At 53.5% G+C, this 21,226-nt stretch carries 21 protein-coding genes and 1 pseudogene; 13 read left to right on the top strand and 9 right to left on the bottom strand.

The annotated features are described in order from the left end of the window. Positions 1–172: 172 nt before the first annotated feature. The 5 genes from rpsF to KQJ18_RS11555 all read left to right on the top strand — a co-directional run bounded on the left by rpsF (position 173) and on the right by KQJ18_RS11555 (position 2,677). Complete coding sequence (gene rpsF / locus KQJ18_RS11575; RefSeq protein WP_003025672.1) at positions 173–568, top strand: 30S ribosomal protein S6; 396 nt, start codon at positions 173–175, stop codon at positions 566–568. Between the two features lie 6 nt (positions 569–574). Then, positions 575–889, top strand: coding sequence for a primosomal replication protein N (gene priB / locus KQJ18_RS11570; RefSeq protein ID WP_006686338.1), 315 nt, complete (start codon positions 575–577; stop codon positions 887–889). A 4-nt stretch (positions 890–893) separates the two neighbouring features. After that, positions 894–1,121, top strand: coding sequence for a 30S ribosomal protein S18 (rpsR, locus tag KQJ18_RS11565; RefSeq protein ID WP_000135199.1), 228 nt, complete (start codon positions 894–896; stop codon positions 1,119–1,121). A gap of 41 nt (positions 1,122–1,162) precedes the next feature. Next, a complete protein-coding gene (rplI, locus tag KQJ18_RS11560; RefSeq protein ID WP_003025676.1) occupies positions 1,163–1,612 on the top strand; it encodes a 50S ribosomal protein L9 in 450 nt (149 codons plus the stop codon). A 141-nt stretch (positions 1,613–1,753) separates the two neighbouring features. Next, on the top strand, positions 1,754–2,677 hold the full coding sequence (locus KQJ18_RS11555; protein ID WP_085048461.1) for a DMT family transporter: 924 nt from the start codon (positions 1,754–1,756) through the stop codon (positions 2,675–2,677). Between the two features lie 47 nt (positions 2,678–2,724). Here the strand turns inward: KQJ18_RS11555 and KQJ18_RS11550 are convergent, their stop codons facing one another. Beyond that, positions 2,725–3,375: an OapA family protein gene (locus tag KQJ18_RS11550; protein WP_069324743.1), complete on the bottom strand. Its 651-nt coding sequence runs from the start codon at positions 3,373–3,375 to the stop codon at positions 2,725–2,727. A 219-nt stretch (positions 3,376–3,594) separates the two neighbouring features. Between KQJ18_RS11550 and fklB the strand changes: the two genes are divergently transcribed. Both fklB and cycA read left to right on the top strand, forming a co-directional pair. Next, entirely contained in the window at positions 3,595–4,215 is a 621-nt protein-coding gene (gene fklB / locus KQJ18_RS11545) for an FKBP-type peptidyl-prolyl cis-trans isomerase (protein ID WP_038642968.1), read from the top strand. A gap of 308 nt (positions 4,216–4,523) precedes the next feature. Continuing rightward, positions 4,524–5,933: a D-serine/D-alanine/glycine transporter gene (cycA, locus tag KQJ18_RS11540; RefSeq protein ID WP_038636591.1), complete on the top strand. Its 1,410-nt coding sequence runs from the start codon at positions 4,524–4,526 to the stop codon at positions 5,931–5,933. 145 nt (positions 5,934–6,078) lie between these two features. On the opposite strand, the gene ytfE is transcribed toward cycA, so the two are convergent. Continuing rightward, a complete protein-coding gene (gene ytfE / locus KQJ18_RS11535) occupies positions 6,079–6,741 on the bottom strand; it encodes an iron-sulfur cluster repair protein YtfE (protein ID WP_079225626.1) in 663 nt (220 codons plus the stop codon). A 244-nt stretch (positions 6,742–6,985) separates the two neighbouring features. Here ytfE and KQJ18_RS11530 point away from each other — a divergent pair, with 244 nt between their 5' ends. Further along, positions 6,986–8,557: a methyl-accepting chemotaxis protein gene (locus tag KQJ18_RS11530; protein WP_216421990.1), complete on the top strand. Its 1,572-nt coding sequence runs from the start codon at positions 6,986–6,988 to the stop codon at positions 8,555–8,557. Positions 8,558–8,618: 61 nt separating this feature from the next. Here the strand turns inward: KQJ18_RS11530 and KQJ18_RS11525 are convergent, their stop codons facing one another. From KQJ18_RS11525 to KQJ18_RS11515, 3 genes are all read right to left on the bottom strand, one after another. Beyond that, a complete protein-coding gene (locus KQJ18_RS11525; RefSeq protein ID WP_110496170.1) occupies positions 8,619–9,587 on the bottom strand; it encodes a DMT family transporter in 969 nt (322 codons plus the stop codon). A 76-nt stretch (positions 9,588–9,663) separates the two neighbouring features. After that, positions 9,664–10,488 carry an AraC family transcriptional regulator gene (locus KQJ18_RS11520; RefSeq protein WP_137351294.1) on the bottom strand — a complete coding sequence of 275 codons (825 nt, stop codon included), beginning with the start codon at positions 10,486–10,488 and terminating at the stop codon, positions 9,664–9,666. An 81-nt stretch (positions 10,489–10,569) separates the two neighbouring features. Further along, the gene (locus KQJ18_RS11515; RefSeq protein WP_061382740.1) at positions 10,570–11,418 is read right to left on the bottom strand and encodes an SDR family oxidoreductase; all 849 of its coding nucleotides are present in this window, start codon (positions 11,416–11,418) and stop codon (positions 10,570–10,572) included. A gap of 90 nt (positions 11,419–11,508) precedes the next feature. Between KQJ18_RS11515 and KQJ18_RS11510 the strand changes: the two genes are divergently transcribed. After that, on the top strand, positions 11,509–11,889 hold the full coding sequence (locus tag KQJ18_RS11510; RefSeq protein WP_038642973.1) for a helix-turn-helix domain-containing protein: 381 nt from the start codon (positions 11,509–11,511) through the stop codon (positions 11,887–11,889). A gap of 62 nt (positions 11,890–11,951) precedes the next feature. Here the strand turns inward: KQJ18_RS11510 and cpdB are convergent, their stop codons facing one another. Continuing rightward, positions 11,952–13,895: a 2',3'-cyclic-nucleotide 2'-phosphodiesterase gene (cpdB, locus tag KQJ18_RS11505; RefSeq protein ID WP_216421988.1), complete on the bottom strand. Its 1,944-nt coding sequence runs from the start codon at positions 13,893–13,895 to the stop codon at positions 11,952–11,954. A gap of 186 nt (positions 13,896–14,081) precedes the next feature. Here cpdB and cysQ point away from each other — a divergent pair, with 186 nt between their 5' ends. Then, a complete protein-coding gene (cysQ, locus tag KQJ18_RS11500) occupies positions 14,082–14,822 on the top strand; it encodes a 3'(2'),5'-bisphosphate nucleotidase CysQ (RefSeq protein ID WP_038636607.1) in 741 nt (246 codons plus the stop codon). Here the strand turns inward: cysQ and KQJ18_RS11495 are convergent. Further along, positions 14,812–15,369: a YtfJ family protein gene (locus KQJ18_RS11495; RefSeq protein WP_216421986.1), complete on the bottom strand. Its 558-nt coding sequence runs from the start codon at positions 15,367–15,369 to the stop codon at positions 14,812–14,814. The two genes, cysQ and KQJ18_RS11495, sit on opposite strands and share 11 nt — an antisense overlap. Before the next feature lie 327 nt (positions 15,370–15,696). Here KQJ18_RS11495 and KQJ18_RS11490 point away from each other — a divergent pair, with 327 nt between their 5' ends. Next, positions 15,697–15,903, top strand: coding sequence for a DUF1107 domain-containing protein (locus tag KQJ18_RS11490; RefSeq protein ID WP_003025710.1), 207 nt, complete (start codon positions 15,697–15,699; stop codon positions 15,901–15,903). A gap of 67 nt (positions 15,904–15,970) precedes the next feature. On the opposite strand, the gene KQJ18_RS11485 is transcribed toward KQJ18_RS11490, so the two are convergent. After that, positions 15,971–17,311 carry a hemolysin family protein gene (locus KQJ18_RS11485; RefSeq protein WP_003025713.1) on the bottom strand — a complete coding sequence of 447 codons (1,341 nt, stop codon included), beginning with the start codon at positions 17,309–17,311 and terminating at the stop codon, positions 15,971–15,973. Between the two features lie 151 nt (positions 17,312–17,462). Then, positions 17,463–18,101, bottom strand: coding sequence for a peptide-methionine (S)-S-oxide reductase MsrA (msrA, locus tag KQJ18_RS11480; protein WP_032940276.1), 639 nt, complete (start codon positions 18,099–18,101; stop codon positions 17,463–17,465). A gap of 212 nt (positions 18,102–18,313) precedes the next feature. On the opposite strand from msrA, the gene tamA reads away from it, so the two are divergent. Together tamA and tamB are read left to right on the top strand one after the other, a co-directional pair. Beyond that, positions 18,314–20,047, top strand: coding sequence for an autotransporter assembly complex protein TamA (gene tamA / locus KQJ18_RS11475; protein WP_085048456.1), 1,734 nt, complete (start codon positions 18,314–18,316; stop codon positions 20,045–20,047). Further along, a pseudogene (gene tamB, locus KQJ18_RS11470) lies at positions 20,044–21,226 on the top strand (autotransporter assembly complex protein TamB); the annotation flags it as partial. The gene tamA and the pseudogene tamB, both read left to right, overlap by 4 nt.

Genomic DNA, 21,226 nt, shown 5'->3' with positions numbered 1-21,226 from the left:
TGGATATGTATTAATGGCGACATGGTAAATAATCGTACAAGCACCTTGAGTTTACCGGCTGACCCCAGTATTATGACGCGTCATTTTTCAGCCGACCTTTAACACGTTCCTTGCCTCCATGGGCCTCGGCTGACCCAGACAGGAGGCTGAATAATCCGTAAGGAGCAATTCGATGCGTCATTACGAAATCGTTTTTATGGTCCATCCTGACCAGAGCGAACAGGTTCCGGGTATGATCGAACGCTACACTGCTGCCATCACTGGCGCAGAAGGCACGATCCACCGTCTGGAAGACTGGGGCCGCCGTCAGCTGGCTTACCCGATCAACAAACTGCACAAAGCTCACTACGTTCTGATGAACGTTGAAGCGCCGCAGGAAGTGATCGATGAGCTGGAAACTACCTTCCGCTTCAACGATGCCGTTATCCGCAGCATGGTTATGCGTACTAAACACGCTGTTACCGAAGCATCTCCGATGGTTAAAGCGAAAGACGAGCGCCGTGAGCGTCGCGATGATTTCGCAAACGAAACCGCAGATGATGCTGAAGCTGGGGATTCTGAAGAGTAATTTCTGATGACCAACCGTCTGGCGTTGTCCGGCACCGTGTGCAGGGCCCCCCTTCGAAAGGTCAGTCCATCAGGAATTCCTCATTGCCAGTTCGTGCTTGAGCATCGTTCTGTGCAGGAGGAAGCCGGGTTTCACCGGCAGGCGTGGTGCCAAATGCCCGTTATTGTTAGCGGACACGAAAACCAGGCCATTACTCACAGTATAACGGTCGGTAGCGCAGTAACCGTTCAGGGGTTCATCTCTTGCCATAAGGCAAAGAACGGCCTGAGCAAAATGGTTCTGCATGCCGAGCAGATTGAATTGATAGATTCTGGAGACTAGCCATATGGCACGTTATTTCCGTCGTCGCAAGTTCTGCCGTTTCACCGCGGAAGGCGTTCAAGAGATCGACTATAAAGATATCGCTACGCTGAAAAACTACATCACCGAAAGCGGTAAGATTGTCCCAAGCCGTATCACCGGTACCCGTGCAAAATACCAGCGTCAGCTGGCTCGCGCTATCAAACGCGCTCGCTACCTGTCCCTGCTGCCGTACACTGATCGTCATCAGTAATCGGTCACGGTCCATTAATACGACTTTGAGAGGATAAGGTAATGCAAGTTATTCTGCTTGATAAAGTAGCAAACCTGGGTAGCCTGGGTGATCAGGTTAACGTTAAAGCGGGCTATGCTCGTAACTTCCTGGTACCACAGGGTAAAGCTGTTCCTGCTACCAAGAAAAACGTTGAATTTTTCGAAGCGCGTCGCGCTGAGCTGGAAGCTAAACTGGCTGACGTTCTGTCCGCTGCTGAAGCTCGTGCTGAGAAAATCAACGCACTGGAAACCGTAACCATCGCGTCTAAAGCAGGCGACGAAGGTAAACTGTTCGGTTCCATCGGTACTCGCGACATCGCTGACGCTGTAACTGCAGCTGGCGTTGAAGTAGCTAAGAGCGAAGTTCGTCTGCCGAACGGCGTTCTGCGTACCACTGGCGAGCACGAAGTGAGCTTCCAGGTTCACAGCGAAGTGTTTGCTAAGCTGACTGTAAACGTAGTTGCGGAATAAGTTTTTATTCTGCTAACCGCGTAAAAGCGCCGGCCCTGTGCCGGCGTTTTGCTTTTCTGTTCCCCGTCTTTCTCTCTGGCTATTCTTTGTCCTTTTCGGGATAATCACAAAAATAAAACATTATTTCAAAGTGGTGATGGAATGGAACCAACGCACCAACCTCTGTTTGCGCGTAAAAATGTTGTCTATCTGAGCGCGGCATTCTGCTGCTTGCTGTGGGGGAGCGCCTACCCGGCGATCAAAAGTGGATACGAGATCTTCCAGATTGCCACGGATGACATTCCCTCGAAAATTGTCTTTGCCGGCTATCGCTTCCTGTTTGCGGGATTATTGCTGCTCCTGCTGGCGGTGGCGCAGCGTAAACCGATTGGCCGGTTAAGCCCGCGTCAATATGGTCAGCTCACGCTGTTGGGGCTGACGCAGACTTCGCTGCAATATATTTTCTTTTATATTGGCTTGGCGTTCACGACGGGGGTGAAAGGGTCCATCATGAACGCGACTGGCACGTTCTTCAGCGTGCTGCTGGCGCATTTTATCTATCAGAACGATAAACTCAGCTACAACAAGGCGCTGGGTTGTATCCTGGGCTTTCTCGGCGTGATGGTGGTGAACTTTAACAGCGGACTGGATTTTAGCTTCAGCCTGTTAGGGGACGGCTCGGTAGTGATGGCAGCCTTTATTCTCTCCGCCGCTACGTTATACGGCAAACGCATTTCTCAGACGGTCGACCCGACGGTAATGACGGGGTATCAACTGGGCGGTGGCGGTCTGGCGCTGGTGATCGGCGGTTACGCTTTTGGTGGCACGCTGACCGTACACGGCGCGTCTTCGTTGGCGATTCTGGGCTACCTGACGTTGCTCTCTTCGGTGGCATTTGCCTTGTGGAGTATTTTGCTTAAACACAACCGCGTGGGGATGATTGCGCCGTTTAACTTCCTGATCCCGGTTTCAGGCGCGGTACTGTCGGCCATTTTCCTCGGCGAAAATATTCTCGAATGGAAATATGCAGTAGCGTTGGTGCTGGTCTGTTCGGGGATCTGGTGGGTGAACAAGGTGAAACGCTAACGCTTCACCTTGCTGCCTGATGGCACTGCGCTTATCAGGTGTGCTGGCTATCGGGCGCGAATAAAACTGCCGTTAGGCTGGCGGGTAAACAGGACCTGCTGGCCATTACCCGTATCGATGGTTAACCCTGTCACTACGCCACTGGCATTCTGCCTGATCTGCACCATCTGTCCGTCTTTCAAATTGCTCAGCGGTTTTCCGGCTCCTTCTACCTGCGCCATGGCGTACACATCGGTTGGCGGGAGATTGTGGTCACGGAATACCTGGGCCAGCGTTTTACCCGAATCTACGCGGTAGGAACGCCACTGCTGGTCAATTCCACTATCCGGCTGGAAAGGTTGCGTCTGTGGCTGAGATTGCTGGGCCTGCGGTTGTGCGTCTGGTTCCCCTTCCTGGATGGGTTCCGGCGCAACAGGCGCGACCTGGCCAGGGTCGTTTTGCGGGGCGACCAGTTGTGCCTGAAGCTGGGCCTCCGTCGGCGGCTGTGACTGCGACTGCAAATCCAACTGGGCAGTACGCGCGACCACTGGTGCATCGCTGTTGTCGCTGGAAGGGAGCAGGAAACCGATCACCAGCACGATAGCAGCAGCAATAATGCCGCGGCGGTGCATCGGCGGCAGCGGGTCCATAATGCGAAAATTGTCCGGTGCATGCCAGATTTTCGCCAGGGTTGGTTTTAATTCAAAGCGCCCGGGCATGGCTTTCCTCCTGCTCCGCGTCTCGTTCCTCAGTCATAGAGTATAGATCGCTAACTCTATGATACTTGTTCGGGTACCCGCTTTCGTGACATTCATGCGGACAATAGTCATTGTTTCTTTTTCCTCGCGATTTGTCATCAGTTCCCGAGACAAAGTTTTACCGGATGCGGCATGGCTGATATGCTGCCCGCTACTTTACATCCGATGAAAGGAAATATGATGGCTACCCCGACTTTTGACACTATCGAAGCGCAAGCAAGCTACGGCATTGGTTTGCAGGTAGGACAGCAGCTGAGCGAATCCGGTCTGGAAGGGCTGTTGCCTGAAGCGCTGGTAGCGGGTATCGCTGACGCGCTGGAAGGCAAGCATCCGGCAGTGCCGGTTGATGTTGTGCATCGCGCACTGCGTGAAATCCACGAGCGTGCTGATGCAGTTCGTCGCGAGCGTTTCCAGGCTATGGCCGCTGATGGCGTTAAATATCTGGAAGAAAACCGTGAGAAAGAGGGTGTGAACAGCACTGAATCCGGTTTGCAGTTCCGTGTTCTGACCCAGGGCGAAGGTGCTATCCCGGCACGCACCGACCGCGTTCGCGTGCATTACACCGGTAAACTGATCGACGGTACCGTGTTCGACAGTTCTGTCGCACGTGGCGAACCGGCTGAATTCCCGGTTAACGGCGTCATCCCTGGCTGGATTGAAGCGCTGACTCTGATGCCGGTGGGTTCCAAATGGGAACTGACGATTCCTCAGGAACTGGCTTACGGCGAGCGTGGCGCTGGCGCGTCCATTCCTCCGTTCAGCACGCTGGTATTCGACGTTGAACTGCTTGAGATTCTGTAAGCAGTGACTTCTGTTCCCCCCGAGGCCGGGGGGAGCAAAGAAATAGCGTGAAAAGCTATAGTTACGCCGTTGTCGATATTTTATCTTGCAAATGCCTCACCAGCGTGTATTTTTGTGAGCTGATTCGCGCTATCAGAGTGATATGACACTCACTTTAAACATTAAATTAACATTATATCTAAATCTTAGTATTCATCCCGCCAATTCTTACCTAATATCGATGAGTCCTGCTAACAGGATCGTCGTATCATAGACACACTAAAGGCCGTAGAGCCTGAACAACACAGACAGGTACAGGAAGAAAAAACATGGTAGATCAGGTAAAAGTCGAAGCCGCAGAAGAGGCTTCGTCTGAACAGTCGCTACGGCGCAATCTTACAAACCGTCATATTCAACTTATTGCCATTGGCGGCGCTATCGGTACCGGCCTGTTTATGGGCTCCGGTAAAACTATTAGTCTTGCCGGACCGTCGATCATCTTTGTGTATATGATCATCGGTTTCATGCTGTTTTTCGTGATGCGGGCAATGGGAGAGTTGCTGCTCTCGAATCTGGAGTACAAATCATTTAGTGATTTTGCCTCCGACCTGCTTGGGCCATGGGCCGGGTATTTTACCGGTTGGACTTACTGGTTCTGCTGGGTTGTTACCGGGATGGCCGACGTTGTCGCCATTACGGCGTATGCGCAATTCTGGTTCCCTGAACTCTCAGACTGGGTCGCCTCGCTGGCGGTGATCGTGCTGCTGCTGAGCCTTAACCTCGCCACGGTAAAAATGTTCGGTGAGATGGAGTTCTGGTTTGCGATGATCAAAATCGTTGCCATTATCGGTCTGATTGTCGTCGGCCTGGTGATGGTGCTGACGCACTTCCAGTCGCCAACTGGCGTTCAGGCATCGTTCACGCATCTGTGGAATGACGGTGGCTGGTTCCCGAAAGGGCTGAGCGGCTTCTTTGCCGGCTTCCAGATTGCGGTGTTCGCGTTTGTGGGCATTGAGCTGGTGGGGACAACCGCTGCGGAAACCAAAGATCCGGAGAAATCTCTGCCGCGCGCCATTAACTCGATCCCGATCCGTATCATCATGTTCTACGTTTTCGCGCTGATTGTGATTATGTCCGTCACGCCGTGGAGCTCGGTAGTACCATCCAAGAGCCCATTCGTTGAACTGTTTGTCCTGGTTGGTCTGCCCGCGGCGGCGAGCCTGATCAACTTTGTGGTGCTAACTTCTGCGGCCTCTTCCGCAAACAGCGGCGTGTTCTCTACCAGCCGTATGCTGTTTGGTCTGGCGCAGGAAGGCGTGGCGCCTAAAGCGTTTGCCAAGCTGTCTAAACGCGCGGTTCCGGCGAAAGGTTTAACCTTCTCCTGTATCTGCCTGTTGGGCGGCGTGGTGATGCTGTATGTGAATCCGAGCGTGATTGGCGCGTTCACCATGATCACCACCGTGTCGGCGATTCTGTTCATGTTCGTATGGACCATCATTCTTTGCTCGTACCTGGTGTACCGCAAGCAGCGTCCGCACCTGCATGAAAAATCAATCTACAAGATGCCGCTCGGTAAGCTGATGTGCTGGGTGTGTATGGCGTTCTTTGTTTTCGTACTGGTACTGCTGACGCTGGAAGAGGATACCCGCCAGGCGCTGATCGTGACGCCGCTGTGGTTCATCGCGCTGGGTCTGGGCTGGTTGTTTATCGGTAAGAAACGTATGGCAGGCGTGCGTTAAGCGCTAAGACGTGAGATGTAGGCCGGATAAGGCGTTTACGCCGCATCCGGCAATATGCCGCCGGGATTGCCTGATGCGCTGCGCTTATCAGGCCTACGTTCGAGGTCGTTGTAGGCCCGGTAAGCGCTAGCGCCACCGGGCTTTTTTATTCACCTGCGAGGGCACGCGGGAACAACACATTATTTTCCAGACTGATGTGTTCCATCAGGTCGTCGATCATCTCGTTAATGCCGTTATACATGGCTTTCCAGGTGGTGCAGGCTTCTGGCGGCGGCGTCACATTATGGGTGATGTGTTTGATCACTTCGACCAGTTCACCGGCATCGTCATGCTCGCTTTCCATCACGCTGATTGGTCCCATCGCCTGGCTACCCATGCCCTGTTTAATCATCGGGAACAGGATCTGCTCTTCCTTCATCATGTGGCTGGACAGCTCTTCATGCAGCATGCTCAGGTTCTTCGCCAGACCGCGCGGTACGTTCGGTTTGTCTGCGTGGACGCGTTCAACTTTCGTGGCCTGTAGGATCAGTTCCGGCAACTGTTCGCGATGTCTGTCGTGATAACGCACAATGATATGGTCGATGATTTCAGCCAGCGCCACGGTACGCCAGTCTTTCTCCAACGGCTGTTCAGCCAGTTGCGCGAGCTGCGCCTCAATAACGTCTAAATCCAGCTCTTTACGCGCGGCAGCGCGTGCCAGCGTTTGCTTACCGCCGCAGCAGTAATCCATATCGTATTTACGAAACAGGGCCGAAGCGCGAGGAATAGAGAGCGCCAGTTCACCTAAAGGTTGATCGCGATAAGACATTGCCGTTACCTCATTCTCAATAATATAAGGTGTATTTTAAATGCAACTTATAAAGAAGGCTATAACCCTTTCGGGGTGGGGTGTTTTGTGATGAGCGTCACGAAAATTTCTTATTTCGTTAAAGTGCTGAATCTTATTGAAAAGGGGAGAAATGGCGAAAAAAGCTGCGCCAGAGAATTAAATAAGCGCACGCCGCTGCCGATAGTTAGACCTCAGACAATACCTGCATAATAAAAGGCAACAGATGTTCAAACGAATCAAAGTGATAACCTTACTTATCACCGTGTTACTCGCGCTGGGCGCAATGCAGCTCATCTCCGCAGGCGTCTTTATTGGCGCACTCAATAACGATAAACAGAACTTTAATGTCTCTCAGCTTTCCAGTCAGAACGTGGCTGAATTTACCGATGCGTGGATTAGCCTGAACCAGGCTCGCGTCACGCTCAACCGGGGGATGCTGCGTTTACAGGGAACGATGGCCAGCGAGATCAACGGTGGTCAGTTGAAAGAACTGGTGAACACGGCAAATCGTCTGCTGGCCGAGTCGAAAGAGCATTACGATAAATACTACGCCCTGCCAGAAACGCCGGGGCTGGATGAGCGTCTGGCCGATCGACTGGAAGAACAGTACGGCATCTATTCTGCGACGCTGGCTAAAATGAACGCGCTGCTGGCTGAAGGTAAGCTGGAAGAGATGTTCAAGCAGAATGCTGAGCAGAAGCAGACGGCCATGCAGGAAGTGTATCGGGAATGGCGTGCCGCGCAGACGGCGCTGGCCACTGCCGGCGTGCAGGACAATGAGAGTGATTACCGCAAGATAATCTGGCTGTTGTCTGCCGTGATGCTGGCTGTTGTCACTGTGATTGTCGCCAGTTGGCTGGCGATGCAGCGCGTGTTGCTCAAGCCGCTCCACGAGGTGATGGGACATATTCGCCACATCGCTGCGGGTGACCTGACGCATAGTATCAACGCCGATGGCAGCAATGAAATGGCGCTGCTGGCAAGTAATGTGCGTGACATGCAGCAGGCGCTGGCGAATACGGTCAGCGTGGTGCGTGACGGGGCTGACACTATCTACACCGGCGCGGGTGAAATTGCCGCAGGCAGTAACGATCTCTCTTCACGTACCGAGCAGCAGGCTGCCTCTCTGGAAGAGACCGCTGCCAGCATGGAACAACTCACCGCCACCGTGAAGCAGAACGCGGATAACGCGCGTCAGGCGACCAGTCTGGCAAAAAACGCCTCACAGACGGCGCAGAAAGGCGGAGCCGTAGTTGATAGCGTAGTGCGTACGATGGACGAAATTGCCACCAGTTCCAGCAAAATCGCGCAAATTACCTCTGTTATCGACGGTATTGCCTTCCAGACCAATATTCTGGCGCTGAACGCGGCGGTAGAAGCGGCGCGTGCGGGCGAACAGGGCCGTGGTTTTGCCGTGGTCGCTGGCGAAGTTCGTACTCTGGCGCAGCGTAGCGCTCAGGCGGCAAAAGAGATTAAGGCGCTGATTGATGACTCGGGCAATCGGGTCAATGCCGGTACGGCGCTGGTGCATGAAGCAGGCGAAACGATGGCGGAGATTGTCAGCGCCGTGACCCGCGTGACCGACATTATGGGCGAAATTGCCTCTGCTTCTGATGAACAGAGCCGGGGTATCGATCAGGTAGGCCAGGCCGTTGCCGAGATGGATCGCGTGACGCAGCAAAATGCTTCGCTGGTGGAGGAGTCCGCTTCCGCTGCCGCCGCGCTTGAAGAGCAGGCAGCACGACTGAACCAGACCGTGGCGGTATTTAAAGTGTCGCGCCGGATGGCGGCGTAAACGCCTTATCCGGCCTACATGAGATCGTACAGTCCTTGTAGGCCTGATAAGCGCAGCGCCATCAGGCATCCCCTGAAACCGGCACTACCGCCGGTTTCTGCGGTTTTGACCGCACCGCAATTACCACGCCTATTACCAGCAGCGCAATACCGCTTAGCGTCAGCAGCGGCGGAAAAGCCTGGCGCAGCATAAAGGTATACAGCAGGCCAGCCAGCGTTTCGAAGACAATCAGCGGGCCGAGGATCACCGTCGGCAGCTTCTGGCTGGCGACGTTCCAGCACAGCGCGCCAACCCACGAACACAATACCGCAATGGCTATCATCAGGCCGATAAACACATCCGGACGCGGGCCGAAGGGCAGGGCGAAACCTGGCGTTTGCCCATGCAGCCACAGACATGCTGCAATGTACCCCAGCAGAGAAACGGGCAGCGTCACCAGCGCCTGAGCCGTCGCCCACATCATCGGATGCTTATCTGGATTCTCGCGCAGCCAGCGGGCATTACGCAGTGCATACCACGCCCAGCACACCACTGAGACAAGCGCCAGCACGATACCAGAGCCATAACGCCAGCCGCTGAAATCGGGTAATCCCTGGTTCAGCTCCGAGATATTCACGCACAGCAGGCCAATAGCAATTAATATCAGCGCAGGTGACAGACGCCACCAGGATAATTTACCGTCACGCTGGCTATAGAGCAGATTGGCGAAGACCGGGATCACCACCGGTAATGTACCAATAATCATCGTTGATACCGGCGCGCCGGTACGCTGGATGGCGCTGGCCAGGCAAACGTAATAAATCAGGTTACCCATCATCGTTAGCGCCAGCGCCGTTATCCAGTCTTTACCCGTCAGTTGGCGCAGACGTGCGCGTCCCAGCCAGGCGATCGGCACAGCGATCAGCCCCAGCGCCAGATAGCGTCCCATCGACTGTAATACTGCCGGGTATTCCGGCACGATCAGCGGCCCGACAAAAATTAATCCCCACATCAGCCCTGCCAGCAGGGCGTACAGCACGCCGCTAATCATTGTTAACATCCACATCATTAAACATTGCGTTGAGTGTAGGCAGGGAGAGTGCAGCCGTATTGTATGAGATTGCGCATTAGCGCGAATAAACCTGCTTCTGATAACGTACCGGCGTAATGCCGTAACGATGAGTAAATGCGCGGGTGAGATGCGACTGGTCGGTCAAACCGGTTGCGGCGGCGACCTCTGCGGCGGGCATTCCGTGAGTGAGAAAACCTTTGGCTCGCCACAGGCGAATGGCCATCAGCATTTGGTGCGGCGTAACGTGGAAATGAGATTTAAACTGGCGTTGAAAATGCCAGGGACTCAGTGAGGCAACCCGCGCCAGTTCGTCGAGCGTTATCGGGTGCATGTAATTATCATGCAGATACTCGCGTACCCGCTCAAAGCGATGCGCCCCCTCTGTAGATGTTGGCGCATGGCGGGCCAGCGGCTGGAAGGTATCGATCAGATCGAGCAATAACCCTTTTTGCGCCAGCGCATCCTCTGTGTTCCACAGGCCGTGGATCAGTGAGCAGATCTGGCGCGAGCGCAGCGGATCGTGACGCGTTACGTCATGAAACCACCAGTGGCGGATCCCGGTGACCTCTTCCAGAAGATCGGGCTCAAGATAGATCATCCGATAGCGCCAGCCATCGGCGGTTTCGGCTTCGCCGGTATGCAACTCATCGGGATTCATGGTGACGACAGAATGGGCGGGCGCGACGTACTGCGTACCGCGATAGCGAAAACGTTCGGCTCCGGCTTCTATCGCGCCAATGCCAAACGCTTCATGGGTATGTGGTTCAAAGGCGTAACGTGAGATGTGCGCATGATACAGCTCAACGCCCGGCACCTGCGCCAGATGGCGAAAGCGGGCGCTGTCTTTCTCATCAATAAACTGCTCAGGTACACCTTGCACGTTTTCTCTCCCCACGCATCATCCTGTCATTATCAGAGAGGATGCGCGGGGATGCCACCACAATTAACTAATTTTTAACACTTATACGATGCTTTTGACGCTGTCAGCCAATGATGTGGTTGGGCGACCAATCAGTTTGCTCAACGTATGGCTATCATCGAACAGACCGCCTTTAGAGGCGCCAACGTCAGAATCAGCCAGCATCTCCGCCAGCCCGGCAGGCAGACCAAAGCCTTTCAGCGCTGCGGCAAAATCAGCTTCGCTCAGGTTCTGATACACCACTTTTTTACCGCTCTGCTTTGCCAGCTCGGCAGCCAACTGGCTCAGGGTCCAGCCTGCATCGCCCGCCAGTTCGTAGGTTTTACCGGCGTGCCCCTCTTCACTGATGACGCGCGCGGCGGCTGCGGCATAGTCGGCACGGGTTGCCGAGGCGATTTTGCCTTCTCCCGCCGCCCCGATAAAGACGCCGTGTTCCAGTGCAGCTGGCGCGCTGGCGAGATAGTTTTCGGTGTACCAGCCGTTGCGCAGTAGCGCATAAGCGATACCGGATTCAGCCAGCATCTTCTCGGTGGCGACGTGTTCATCGGCCAGCCCCAGCGGGGAGGTGTCGGCGTGCAGCAGGCTGGTGTAGGCGATAAATTTCACGTGGGCAGCCTTTGCTGCATTAATCACGTTGCGATGCTGTGGGGCACGTTGTCCCACTTCGCTGGAGGAGATCAGCAGTAGCTTGTCGATACCCTGTAAGGCAGTCGAAAACGCGGCTTCGTCGCTGTAATCCGCCTGGCGAACGGTAATGCCCTGCTGGCTAAGCGCCGTCGCTTTAGCGGGGTTACGCACGATAGCCACAATCTGGCTGGCAGGAACGGTTTTCAGTAGCGATTCAATAACGTGTTGGCCCAGTTGGCCGGTGGCGCCGGTAATTGCGATCATGGGGTAACTCCTTGGTATTGGTCTTGTGTTTAATCACGCTAACACTTAAACTTACTTTTAGTAAGTACGCACAAAAAGGTTAGTATGAAAATGACAGCGTCGACCCTCTCCCAGCAATTACGCGATGGCAATTTGTTTGCCGAGCAATGCCCTTCACGCGAGGTGTTAAAACACGTCACCAGCCGCTGGGGCGTGTTAATTCTGGTGGCGCTGCGCGACGGTACGCACCGCTTTAGCGATTTGCGCCGGAAGATGGGCGGCGTCAGTGAAAAAATGCTGGCGCAATCCCTGCAGGCACTGGAGCAGGACGGGTTTATCAATCGGGTGTCCTATCCGGTGGTGCCGCCGCACGTGGAATATAGCCTGACGCCGTTGGGTGAGCAGGTGAGCGATAAAGTCGCCGCGCTGGCGGACTGGATAGAACTGAATTTGCCGCAGGTTTTGGCGCAACGGGAAGAGCGGGTTGCGTGATAGGTTGGCAGTGTGTTTTGTAGGCCGGATAAGACGCTGTTGCGTCGCATCCGGCACGAAAGTTACTTACTCAAATCCAACTGATAAATCGCAAAGCCGATATCATCGGTAGCGACTTTTTTCAGCGGGTATTGTCCTTTCTCTTTGATAAACGCTGCGGCTTTCTCAGACGGTGACGTTTCAAAACGAATATCCAGTGGCGTATCACTGTGAATCGGCGCCAGACGCCAGTTGTTATCTGCCGCCGGATGAATTTCACCGGCACGCTTCGTCTCAGCACCAATCCATGCGGCCAGCACCGAGCGGTTTTCATCTGGTGACGCAAACGCGATGTGGTTGTCTCCGGTTCCGGCAAACTTACCGCCATAGGCGCGATAGTTGTTGGTCGCGACGAGGAAGGTGGCGTTAGGGTCGACAGGCTTACCGTTAAAGGTCAGATTCTTAATCCGCTCTGCTTTTGGGTTGATGGTCTGGCACTCGCCGTCGTAGCGGGCGGGCTGTGACACATCAATCTGATAATTCACGCCGTCGATCACGTCAAAGTTATAAGTACGGAACCCATCCCAGTTGATCAGCGACTGCGGCTTGCTGCTGTGAATATCAATTTGATTAAACTGCCCGGCGGAACATTCCAGCCACTCTTTCACCTCTTTGCCGCTGGCTTTCACGACCACCAGGGTATTGGGATAGAGATACAAATCAGCGGCATTACGGAAGGTTAACTGGCCTTTTTCGACTTCGACAAAGCTGGCCGGATCATTCTTACGTCCACCGACCTTAAACGGCGCGGCCGCGGAAAGTACCGGCAATTTTGCCAGGTCCGGATCGCCCTGAATAAAATGTTCCACATAGGCTTTCTGGGCGTTATTCACTACCTGCACGGTCGGATCATCCTGAACCAGCGCCAGGTAGCTGTACATATTGTCGGCGGATTTACCGATCGGTTTGCTGACGAATTCACGAGTGGCGTCGTGATCGGCTTTCAGGATCTCTACGATTTTTTTGTCTTCACCGGCCAGTGATTTTTTCGCCGCGGCGTCATAAATGGGGCGTGCCTCTGCTTTCGCCTGGCTGACCTGCCATTTACCGCTGTCGTTATTCAGTACCAAATCCACGACGCCCAGATGATCGCCCCACATGCCCGGCATCACCGCCGGTACGCCATTGAGCGTGCCTTTCGCGATATCCGCGCCTTTAACATTGGCAAAATCTTTCCCCGGGAAGACGGCGTGAGCATGACCAAACATAATGGCATCCACGCCCGGTACTTCACTGAGATAATAAACGGAGTTTTCCGCCATCGTCTGATACGGGTCGGCAGAAAGGCCGGAGTGAGCAATCACCACCACGACATCAGCGCCTTTTTTCCGCATATCCGGCACATACTTACGTGCTGTTTCGGTGATGTCATTTACCGTCACTTTGCCGCTAAGGTTAGCTTTATCCCAGGTCATGATTTGTGGTGGCACGAAGCCGATATAGCCAATCTTCAGCGTCTGCTTGTTACCTTGCTGGTCGACCACCTCAGTTTCTTTGATCAAGTAAGGTGTAAATAGCGGCTTTTTGGTCTTAACATCGATGATATTGGCGTTAACGTAGGGGAACTTCGCTCCGGCCAGCGCGTTATGCAAATACGCCAGACCGTAGTTGAATTCATGGTTGCCGAGGTTACCCACCGCGTAATCCAGCGTATTGAGCGCCTTATATACCGGGTGAGTTTCGCCCGCTTTCAGCCCTTTGGCCGCCATGTAATCCCCGAGCGGGCTGCCCTGAATCAGATCGCCGTTATCAACCAGCACGCTGTTTTTGACTTCACCACGCGCGGTGTTGATCAGACTTGCCGTGCGCACCAGGCCAAATTTTTCAGTCGGCGTGTCTTTGTAATAATCGAAATCCATCATATTGCTATGTAAATCAGTGGTTTCCATTATTCGCAGATCAACGGTCGCGGCATTCACGCTGGCTGCAATCAGCGTTGCCAGAAGCGTTGCACTAAACTTAATCATCAGGGGCATCCTTTTAAGATCTAAGCCACAAAAGAAAATGTATATAAATCTTCTTGCTTACAGAACTGTGAATCATGACATGAATATAGCGTTTAAAACCGCAGACGCTATCACAGTTGGCGGATCACCTGACGATCGGGTATAAGTAAAACAACGAGTTAACACCACTGACAAACGAGGTGGAGAATGTTAGAACATGTATGCCAGCTTGCACGGAACGCGGGCGATGCCATTATGCAGGTCTACGATGGAATCAAACCGATGGAGATTACCAGCAAGCAGGATGATTCTCCGGTCACGGCGGCGGATATCGCTGCGCACACGGTGATCCTCGAAGGATTACAGGCGCTGACGCCGGATATTCCGGTTCTGTCTGAAGAAGCTCCTCCTGGCTGGGATGTTCGCCAGCACTGGCAGCGCTACTGGCTGGTGGACCCGCTGGACGGTACCAAAGAGTTTATTAAACGTAACGGTGAATTTACCGTCAATATTGCGCTGATTGAACAGGGAAAGCCGGTGCTTGGCGTGGTTTACGCGCCAGTAATGAAGGTCATGTACAGCGCGGCAGAAGGTAAAGCGTGGAAAGAAGAGTGCGGTGTGCGCAAACAGATCCTGGTACGTGACGCGCGTCCACCGCTGGTGGTGATTAGCCGCTCGCATGCCGACAATGAGTTAAAAGAGTATCTGCAACAACTGGGCGAACACCAGACCACGTCGATTGGCTCGTCGCTGAAATTCTGCCTGGTGGCGGAAGGGCACGCGCAGCTGTATCCGCGTTTTGGACCAACTAACGTCTGGGACACCGCCGCTGGCCACGCCGTTGCCGCCGCAGCCGGAGCGCACGTTCACGACTGGCAGGGGAAACCGCTGGACTACACCCCACGTGAATCGTTCCTCAACCCCGGCTTCCGGGTCTCTATTTACTGAGCAATTTATGCAGCAGGGCAATCACCTGCTGCACCTCTTCCTGCGTTAATGCACCATCTTTTGCCCACTGTACGCGTCCGTCCTTATCGAGTACCGCAATAGCGGAGCTTTCTTCATCCAGTTGCCAGGCTTTACGCGCAATGCCGTTGCTGTCGACAATAAATTGTGACCATGGATAGAGCTTCTTGTTGCTCTCCAGACTGCTGCGCACAAACATACCGGAGCCGGGAATGGCGTCATCCGTGTTGACGATAGTGGTGGTCTGGTATTTGTCGTGCGGCAGGTTCGCTGCTTTGATGGCTTCAATCAGGTTCGCGTTTTTCTCTTTAGCGGAGGTGCGCCCGGCGATGTGTTGCACAATCCGTACTTTGCCGGGCAGTTGCGCGCTATTCCAGCTTTTGTAGCTAAACTTATCGTTATCAAGAGTCAGTTCGCCGCGATCGGCGATCCCCACCGGTGGTACGCGCTGGTTAGTCTCAAACTTATGGGCGGAGGCAATCATCGGCAGCAGCAGGCACGACAGCGCCAGCAGTTTTCGTAAGGTCATAGGTTTTCCTTCTTTCTTTATTTTGCAGGTGATCCGACCACTTGGGTCTGGAATTTAATCATATGTGCGATTGATGCTTTTTCCCGCAAGTGCGATGCCAGTTTGCGGACGGGCGCACAAATCCTGCGAAAATCGAAGGCTTATACTGAAGACAGCGAAGCGTTGAAAAGATAATTCTGAATAATTGTAACTTGAAGGTAAATAAACTTATACACGCTGGAAACATCAACGAGATAGTCTATAGTCATAGGGCATTAAAATTTGCGCCTGAGGATTGTCGGACCGATTGTGGTACCGCAAAGGCGTAATGCTCAGCAGGAGACAACAATGAAAATTTTCCAACGATACAACCCGCTGCAGGTGGCGAAGTACGTGAAGATCCTGTTTCGTGGACGGTTATATATCAAGGACGTAGGCGCTTTTGAATTTGATAAGGGTAAGATTCTTATCCCAAAAGTGAAGGACAAGCTGCATTTTTCGGTGATGTCCGAAGTTAACCGTCAGGTCTTGCGTCTGCAAACTGAGATGGCTTGATCAAAGTGCTATGCGGTAGTTAAAAAAACGGCTCCAGGACTGGAGCCGTTGATGTTTCTGCAAGGCGCTATGACGCCTTCGCCTCTTCCTTCGCATCCGGCAGTTTTGGGACCAGAACGGTAGGTTTACTGTCCAGACGCGTCACCAGCAGCTGATCGATCTTGTAATTATCGATATCCACCACTTCAAATTTGTAGCCTGAATATTTCACCGAGTCGGTGCGTTTCGGGATTTTACGCAACATGAACATCATAAAGCCGCCGATGGTCTCATAGTTGCCGGACTGCGGGAATTCGTCGATATCCAGGACGCGCATGACGTCATCAATCGGCGTACCGCCGTCGACTAACCATGAGTTTTCATCACGCGCCACGATCTGCTCTTCCAGGCCCTGACCAACTAAATCGCCCATCAGCGTCGTCATCACATCGTTGAGCGTGATAATCCCCACCACCAATGCATACTCGTTCATGATGACGGCAAAATCTTCGCCTGCGGTTTTGAAGCTTTCCAGCGCTTCAGAGAGCGTCAGCGTATCCGGGACGATCAGCGTATTGCGGATCTGCACGCCGCTGTTCAGCGCCATGCTCTGGTTGGCCAGCACGCGGTTGAGGAGATCCTTTGAATCGACATAGCCAATGATGTGGTCGATATCTTCGTTACACACCAGGAATTTGGAGTGCGGGTGTTCCGCCACTTTGTTCTTCAGGCTCTGCTCGTCTTCGTGAAGATCGAACCAGATAATGTTCTCGCGCGAGGTCATTGAAGACGGTACGGTACGGGATTCCAGTTCGAACACATTTTCAATCAGCTCATGTTCCTGCTTGCGCAGAACACCCGCCAGCGCACCGGCTTCGACCACGGCGTAAATGTCGTCTGACGTGATGTCATCTTTACGCACCATCGGGATTTTAAACAGGCGGAAAATGTTATTTGCCAGACCGTTAAAGAACCACACCAGCGGGCGGAAGACCAGCAGACAGAAGCGCATCGGGTTGATGATACGCAAAGCCACAGCTTCTGGCGCAATCATACCGATGCGTTTCGGGGTTAAATCCGCGAACAGGATGAACAGGCCAGTAACCAGTGAGAAGGACAGAATAAAACTTAACTGTTCGGACAGCTCTGGAGCGAAGTACTTTGAGAACAGACTGTAAAACGCCGGGGAAAAGGCCGCATCACCAACGATACCGCCGAGAATGGCAACCGCGTTAAGGCCAATCTGCACCACGGTAAAAAACATGCCGGGGTTTTCCTGCATCTTCAAAACACGCTGTGCGTTTACATTGCCTTCATCGGCAAGCAGTTTAAGTTTGATTTTGCGTGATGCGGCAAGCGAGATCTCGGATATCGAGAAAAACGCACTCACGGCGATCAGGCAGAGAATGACTAAAATACTGTTTAACATATCTTATCCGACCGTTCGGGTCAGATCCTCGGAAGGGAGAAGTTGATAAATCCGTGTGAAATACACATTGAAAACCGGCTCGTGGAAGTGAGCCGGTAAATTCAGAAGCTAGTATAGCGTAAGGTACTGTAAAGTCGCCAGAGGGGGAAATTTAACCTTGTGGTGGCAAACACACGCCAATCCCGCCAATTCCACAGTATCCATAAGGGTTTTTGTGCAGATATTGTTGGTGATCGTCTTCGGCATAATAGAACGGGGTTGCCGTACTGATTTCCGTTGTAATGGTCCGCTCGTCGCCAGCGGCGGTCATCGCCGCCTGAAAACGTTCAAGGCTGGCCTGTGCTGCGGCGGTTTGCTCTGGCGTTAAGGGATAAATAGCGGAACGATACTGCGTACCCTGGTCGTTCCCCTGGCGCATACCTTGCGCCGGGTCGTGATTTTCCCAGAACACCTGCAGCAGTTGCTCGTAGCTGATAACATGCGGGTCATAGACGACGCGTACCGCCTCGGCATGCCCGGTATCGCCAGAGCAAACTTCCCGATAGGTCGGGTTAGGGGTATAGCCGCCGGTGTATCCGGCTGCGGTGCTGTACACGCCGGGTAATGACCAGAATAAACGCTCCACGCCCCAGAAACATCCCATGGCGAAAAGGGCGATTTCCATACCGTCGGGCACGTTGGTCATCGAATGTTGGTTAACCGCATGCAGCGTTGCCACTGGCATCGGGGTGTTGCGTCCAGGTAGCGCATCTGCTTGAGTAACGAGATGCTTTCTATCAAATAAACTCATGGCCGTTCTCCCGAAATCAGTCATTTGGGTTAAGGTTGTAACGAGACGCGTCTTTGCCCACAATAAACGGCATGAATACGTCTAGAGTTAAACATAAGAAATATTTGGGTTGCCGTCTGTTTTTCAACTCTTATTGTTGATTTTTTGTTAAGCCGAGGAACGGCATAGTATTTTTTTCCAGGGGTGGGAAAAAAGGATATTCAGGAGAAAATGTGCCACATATCCGTCAGTTATGTTGGGTGGGATTACTGTGCTTAAGTGGCTCCGCCGCCGCCGCGAATGTTCGCTTACAGGTCGAAGGATTATCAGGACCGCTGGAGAAAAACGTCCGTGCGCAGCTGTCCACGATTCAAAGTGATGAAGTCACGCCAGACCGACGCTTTCGTGCGCGCGTTGATGATGCCATCCGCGAAGGGCTAAAAGCGCTGGGCTACTTTGAGCCGACTATCGATTTTGAGCTGCGCCCGCCACCGGCGAAAGGACGCCAGGTGCTGATTGCCAAAGTAACCCCCGGCGAGCCGGTGCTGATTGGCGGCACCGAAGTGATTCTGCGCGGTGGCGCGCGTACGGATAAAGATTACCTGGATCTGCTGAAAACGCGCCCGGCAATCGGCACCGTGTTGAATCAGGGAGACTATGACAACTTCAAAAAATCCCTCACCAGCGTGGCGCTGCGCAAAGGTTATTTCGACAGTGAATTTAATAAAAGCCAGCTTGGAATAGCGCTTGAGCGCCGTCAGGCGTTCTGGGATATCGATTACAACAGCGGCGAACGCTATCGCTTTGGGCATGTCACCTTTGAAGGCTCGCAAATTCGTGATGAGTACCTGCAAAACCTGGTGCCATTTAAAGAAGGTGAAGCGTACGAGTCGAAAGATCTGGGGGAACTGAACCGTCGTCTGTCGGCGACCGGATGGTTTAATTCTGTGGTTGTCGCGCCGGAATTTGATAAAGCCCGCAAAACCAAAGTGCTGCCGCTAAAAGGCGTGGTCTCGCCGCGTACCGAAAACACCATCGAAACCGGGGTTGGTTATTCAACTGACGTCGGGCCACGGGTAAAGACCTCGTGGAAAAAGCCGTGGATGAACTCCTATGGCCACAGCCTGACCACCAGCGCCAGTATCTCCGCGCCAGAGCAGGTCCTTGATTTTAGTTATAAAATGCCGCTGTTAAAGAACCCGCTGGAGCAGTATTACCTGGTGCAGGGCGGCTTTAAGCGTACCGATTTAAACGACACCGAGCAGGACTCCACGACGCTTGCGGTTTCCCGCTACTGGGATCTCTCCAGTGGCTGGCAGCGCGCGATTAACCTGCGCTGGAGCCTCGACCACTTTACGCAGGGTAACGTCACCAATACCACTATGCTGCTCTATCCGGGCGTGATGATTAGCCGGACGCGTTCGCGCGGCGGTCTGATGCCCGTCTGGGGCGATTCACAGCGTTATTCCATTGATTACTCCAATACGGCCTGGGGCTCAGACGTTGATTTCTCCGTCTTCCAGGCGCAAAACGTCTGGATCCGCACGCTGTACGACAAGCATCGCTTTGTGATGCGCGGTAACCTCGGCTGGATTGAAACCGGGGACTTCGACAAAGTGCCGCCGGATCTGCGTTTCTTCGCCGGGGGCGATCGCAGTATTCGCGGCTATAAATACAAATCTATTTCGCCTGAAGGCAGCGACGGTAAGCTGAAAGGGGCCTCGAAGCTGGCAACCGGCTCGCTGGAATATCAGTACAACGTGACCGGGAAATGGTGGGGCGCGATGTTTGTCGATAGCGGCGAAGCGGTCAGCGATATCCGCAAAAGCGATTTCAAAACCGGCGCCGGGGTCGGCGTACGGTGGCAATCGCCGGTCGGTCCCATCAAGCTCGACTTTGCCGTTCCTGTCGGCGACAAAGATGAACATGGTTTACAGTTTTACATCGGTCTGGGGCCTGAATTATGAGTTTATGGAAGAAGATAAGCCTCGGCGTGCTGATTTTTATCCTGCTGTTGTTAGGCACGGTGGCGTTTCTTGTCGGCACCACCTCGGGCCTGCACCTGATCTTCAAAGCAGCTAATCGCTGGGTTCCGGGGCTGGAAATTGGTCAGGTCACCGGCGGCTGGCGGGATTTATCGATCAAAAATATTCGTTATGACCAGCCTGGCGTGGCGGTGAATGCCGGCGAAGTGCATCTGGCCGTCGGGCTGGAGTGTCTTTGGGATAGCAGCCTGTGCGTCAACGATCTGTCTCTGAAAAATATCAACGTGGCGATCGACAGCAAGAAGATGCCGCCTTCAGCACCGGTTGAGGAAGAGGATAGCGGCCCGCTTAACCTTTCCACACCTTATCCGATTACGCTTTCACGCGTGGCGCTCAACAACATCAATATCAAAATCGATGACACCACGGTTTCAGTGCTCGATTTTACCTCCGGCCTGAACTGGCAGGAAAAAACGCTGACCCTGAAGCCAACGTCATTACAGGGCCTGCTGATTGCCCTGCCTAAAGTGGCGGAAGTGGCGCAGGAAGAGGTCGTTGAACCGAAGATTCAAAACCCGCAGCCGGATGAAAAACCGCTCGGCGAAACGCTAAAAGATCTGTTCTCAAAGCCGGTGCTACCGGAAATGACCGATGTCCATCTGCCGCTCAACCTCAATATTGAAGAGTTTCGCGGTGAGCAACTGCGCGTGACCGGGGATACGGATTTAACGGTGCATAACATGCTGCTCAAAGTGAGCAGTATTGACGGCAACATGAAGCTCGACGCGCTGGATATCGACTCTAATCAGGGTACGGTAAACGCCAGCGGTACGGCGCAGCTCACCAACACATGGCCGGTGGATATTACCCTCAACAGCACGCTGAACGTCGATCCATTAAAAGGCGAAAAGGTGAAGCTGAAGGTCGGCGGCGCGCTGCGTGACCAGCTGGAAGTCGGCGTCAATCTGTCTGGCCCGGTTGATATGGACCTGCGTGCGCAAACGCGTCTGGCAGAAGCCGGATTACCGCTCAATCTGGAAGTGGTGAGTAAGCAGGTTTACTGGCCGTTTACCGGCGACAAGCAATTCCAGGCCGATGACATTAAGCTCAAGCTGACCGGTAAAATGACCGACTATACGTTGTCGATGCGTACCGCGGTGA

This window comes from Citrobacter sp. S55_ASV_140, assembly GCF_018919505.1.
Taxonomy (GTDB): domain Bacteria; phylum Pseudomonadota; class Gammaproteobacteria; order Enterobacterales; family Enterobacteriaceae; genus Citrobacter; species Citrobacter werkmanii.
The sequence above is the reverse complement of the archived record's forward strand: the minus strand, read 5'-3'. Positions and strand labels throughout refer to the sequence as shown.

Excerpts from the sequence above, each read along its gene's own strand:
- rpsF (WP_003025672.1), top strand. The coding sequence starts at position 173 with ATGCGTCATTACGAAATCGTTTTTATGGTCCATCCTGACCAGAGCGAA.
- priB (WP_006686338.1), top strand. The coding sequence starts at position 575 with ATGACCAACCGTCTGGCGTTGTCCGGCACCGTGTGCAGGGCCCCCCTT.
- rpsR (WP_000135199.1), top strand. The coding sequence starts at position 894 with ATGGCACGTTATTTCCGTCGTCGCAAGTTCTGCCGTTTCACCGCGGAA.
- rplI (WP_003025676.1), top strand. The coding sequence starts at position 1,163 with ATGCAAGTTATTCTGCTTGATAAAGTAGCAAACCTGGGTAGCCTGGGT.
- KQJ18_RS11555 (WP_085048461.1), top strand. The coding sequence starts at position 1,754 with ATGGAACCAACGCACCAACCTCTGTTTGCGCGTAAAAATGTTGTCTAT.
- KQJ18_RS11550 (WP_069324743.1), bottom strand. The coding sequence starts at position 3,375 with ATGCCCGGGCGCTTTGAATTAAAACCAACCCTGGCGAAAATCTGGCAT.
- fklB (WP_038642968.1), top strand. The coding sequence starts at position 3,595 with ATGGCTACCCCGACTTTTGACACTATCGAAGCGCAAGCAAGCTACGGC.
- cycA (WP_038636591.1), top strand. The coding sequence starts at position 4,524 with ATGGTAGATCAGGTAAAAGTCGAAGCCGCAGAAGAGGCTTCGTCTGAA.
- ytfE (WP_079225626.1), bottom strand. The coding sequence starts at position 6,741 with ATGTCTTATCGCGATCAACCTTTAGGTGAACTGGCGCTCTCTATTCCT.
- KQJ18_RS11530 (WP_216421990.1), top strand. The coding sequence starts at position 6,986 with ATGTTCAAACGAATCAAAGTGATAACCTTACTTATCACCGTGTTACTC.
- KQJ18_RS11525 (WP_110496170.1), bottom strand. The coding sequence starts at position 9,587 with ATGATTAGCGGCGTGCTGTACGCCCTGCTGGCAGGGCTGATGTGGGGA.
- KQJ18_RS11515 (WP_061382740.1), bottom strand. The coding sequence starts at position 11,418 with ATGATCGCAATTACCGGCGCCACCGGCCAACTGGGCCAACACGTTATT.
- KQJ18_RS11510 (WP_038642973.1), top strand. The coding sequence starts at position 11,509 with ATGACAGCGTCGACCCTCTCCCAGCAATTACGCGATGGCAATTTGTTT.
- cpdB (WP_216421988.1), bottom strand. The coding sequence starts at position 13,895 with ATGATTAAGTTTAGTGCAACGCTTCTGGCAACGCTGATTGCAGCCAGC.
- cysQ (WP_038636607.1), top strand. The coding sequence starts at position 14,082 with ATGTTAGAACATGTATGCCAGCTTGCACGGAACGCGGGCGATGCCATT.
- KQJ18_RS11495 (WP_216421986.1), bottom strand. The coding sequence starts at position 15,369 with ATGACCTTACGAAAACTGCTGGCGCTGTCGTGCCTGCTGCTGCCGATG.
- KQJ18_RS11490 (WP_003025710.1), top strand. The coding sequence starts at position 15,697 with ATGAAAATTTTCCAACGATACAACCCGCTGCAGGTGGCGAAGTACGTG.
- KQJ18_RS11485 (WP_003025713.1), bottom strand. The coding sequence starts at position 17,311 with ATGTTAAACAGTATTTTAGTCATTCTCTGCCTGATCGCCGTGAGTGCG.
- msrA (WP_032940276.1), bottom strand. The coding sequence starts at position 18,101 with ATGAGTTTATTTGATAGAAAGCATCTCGTTACTCAAGCAGATGCGCTA.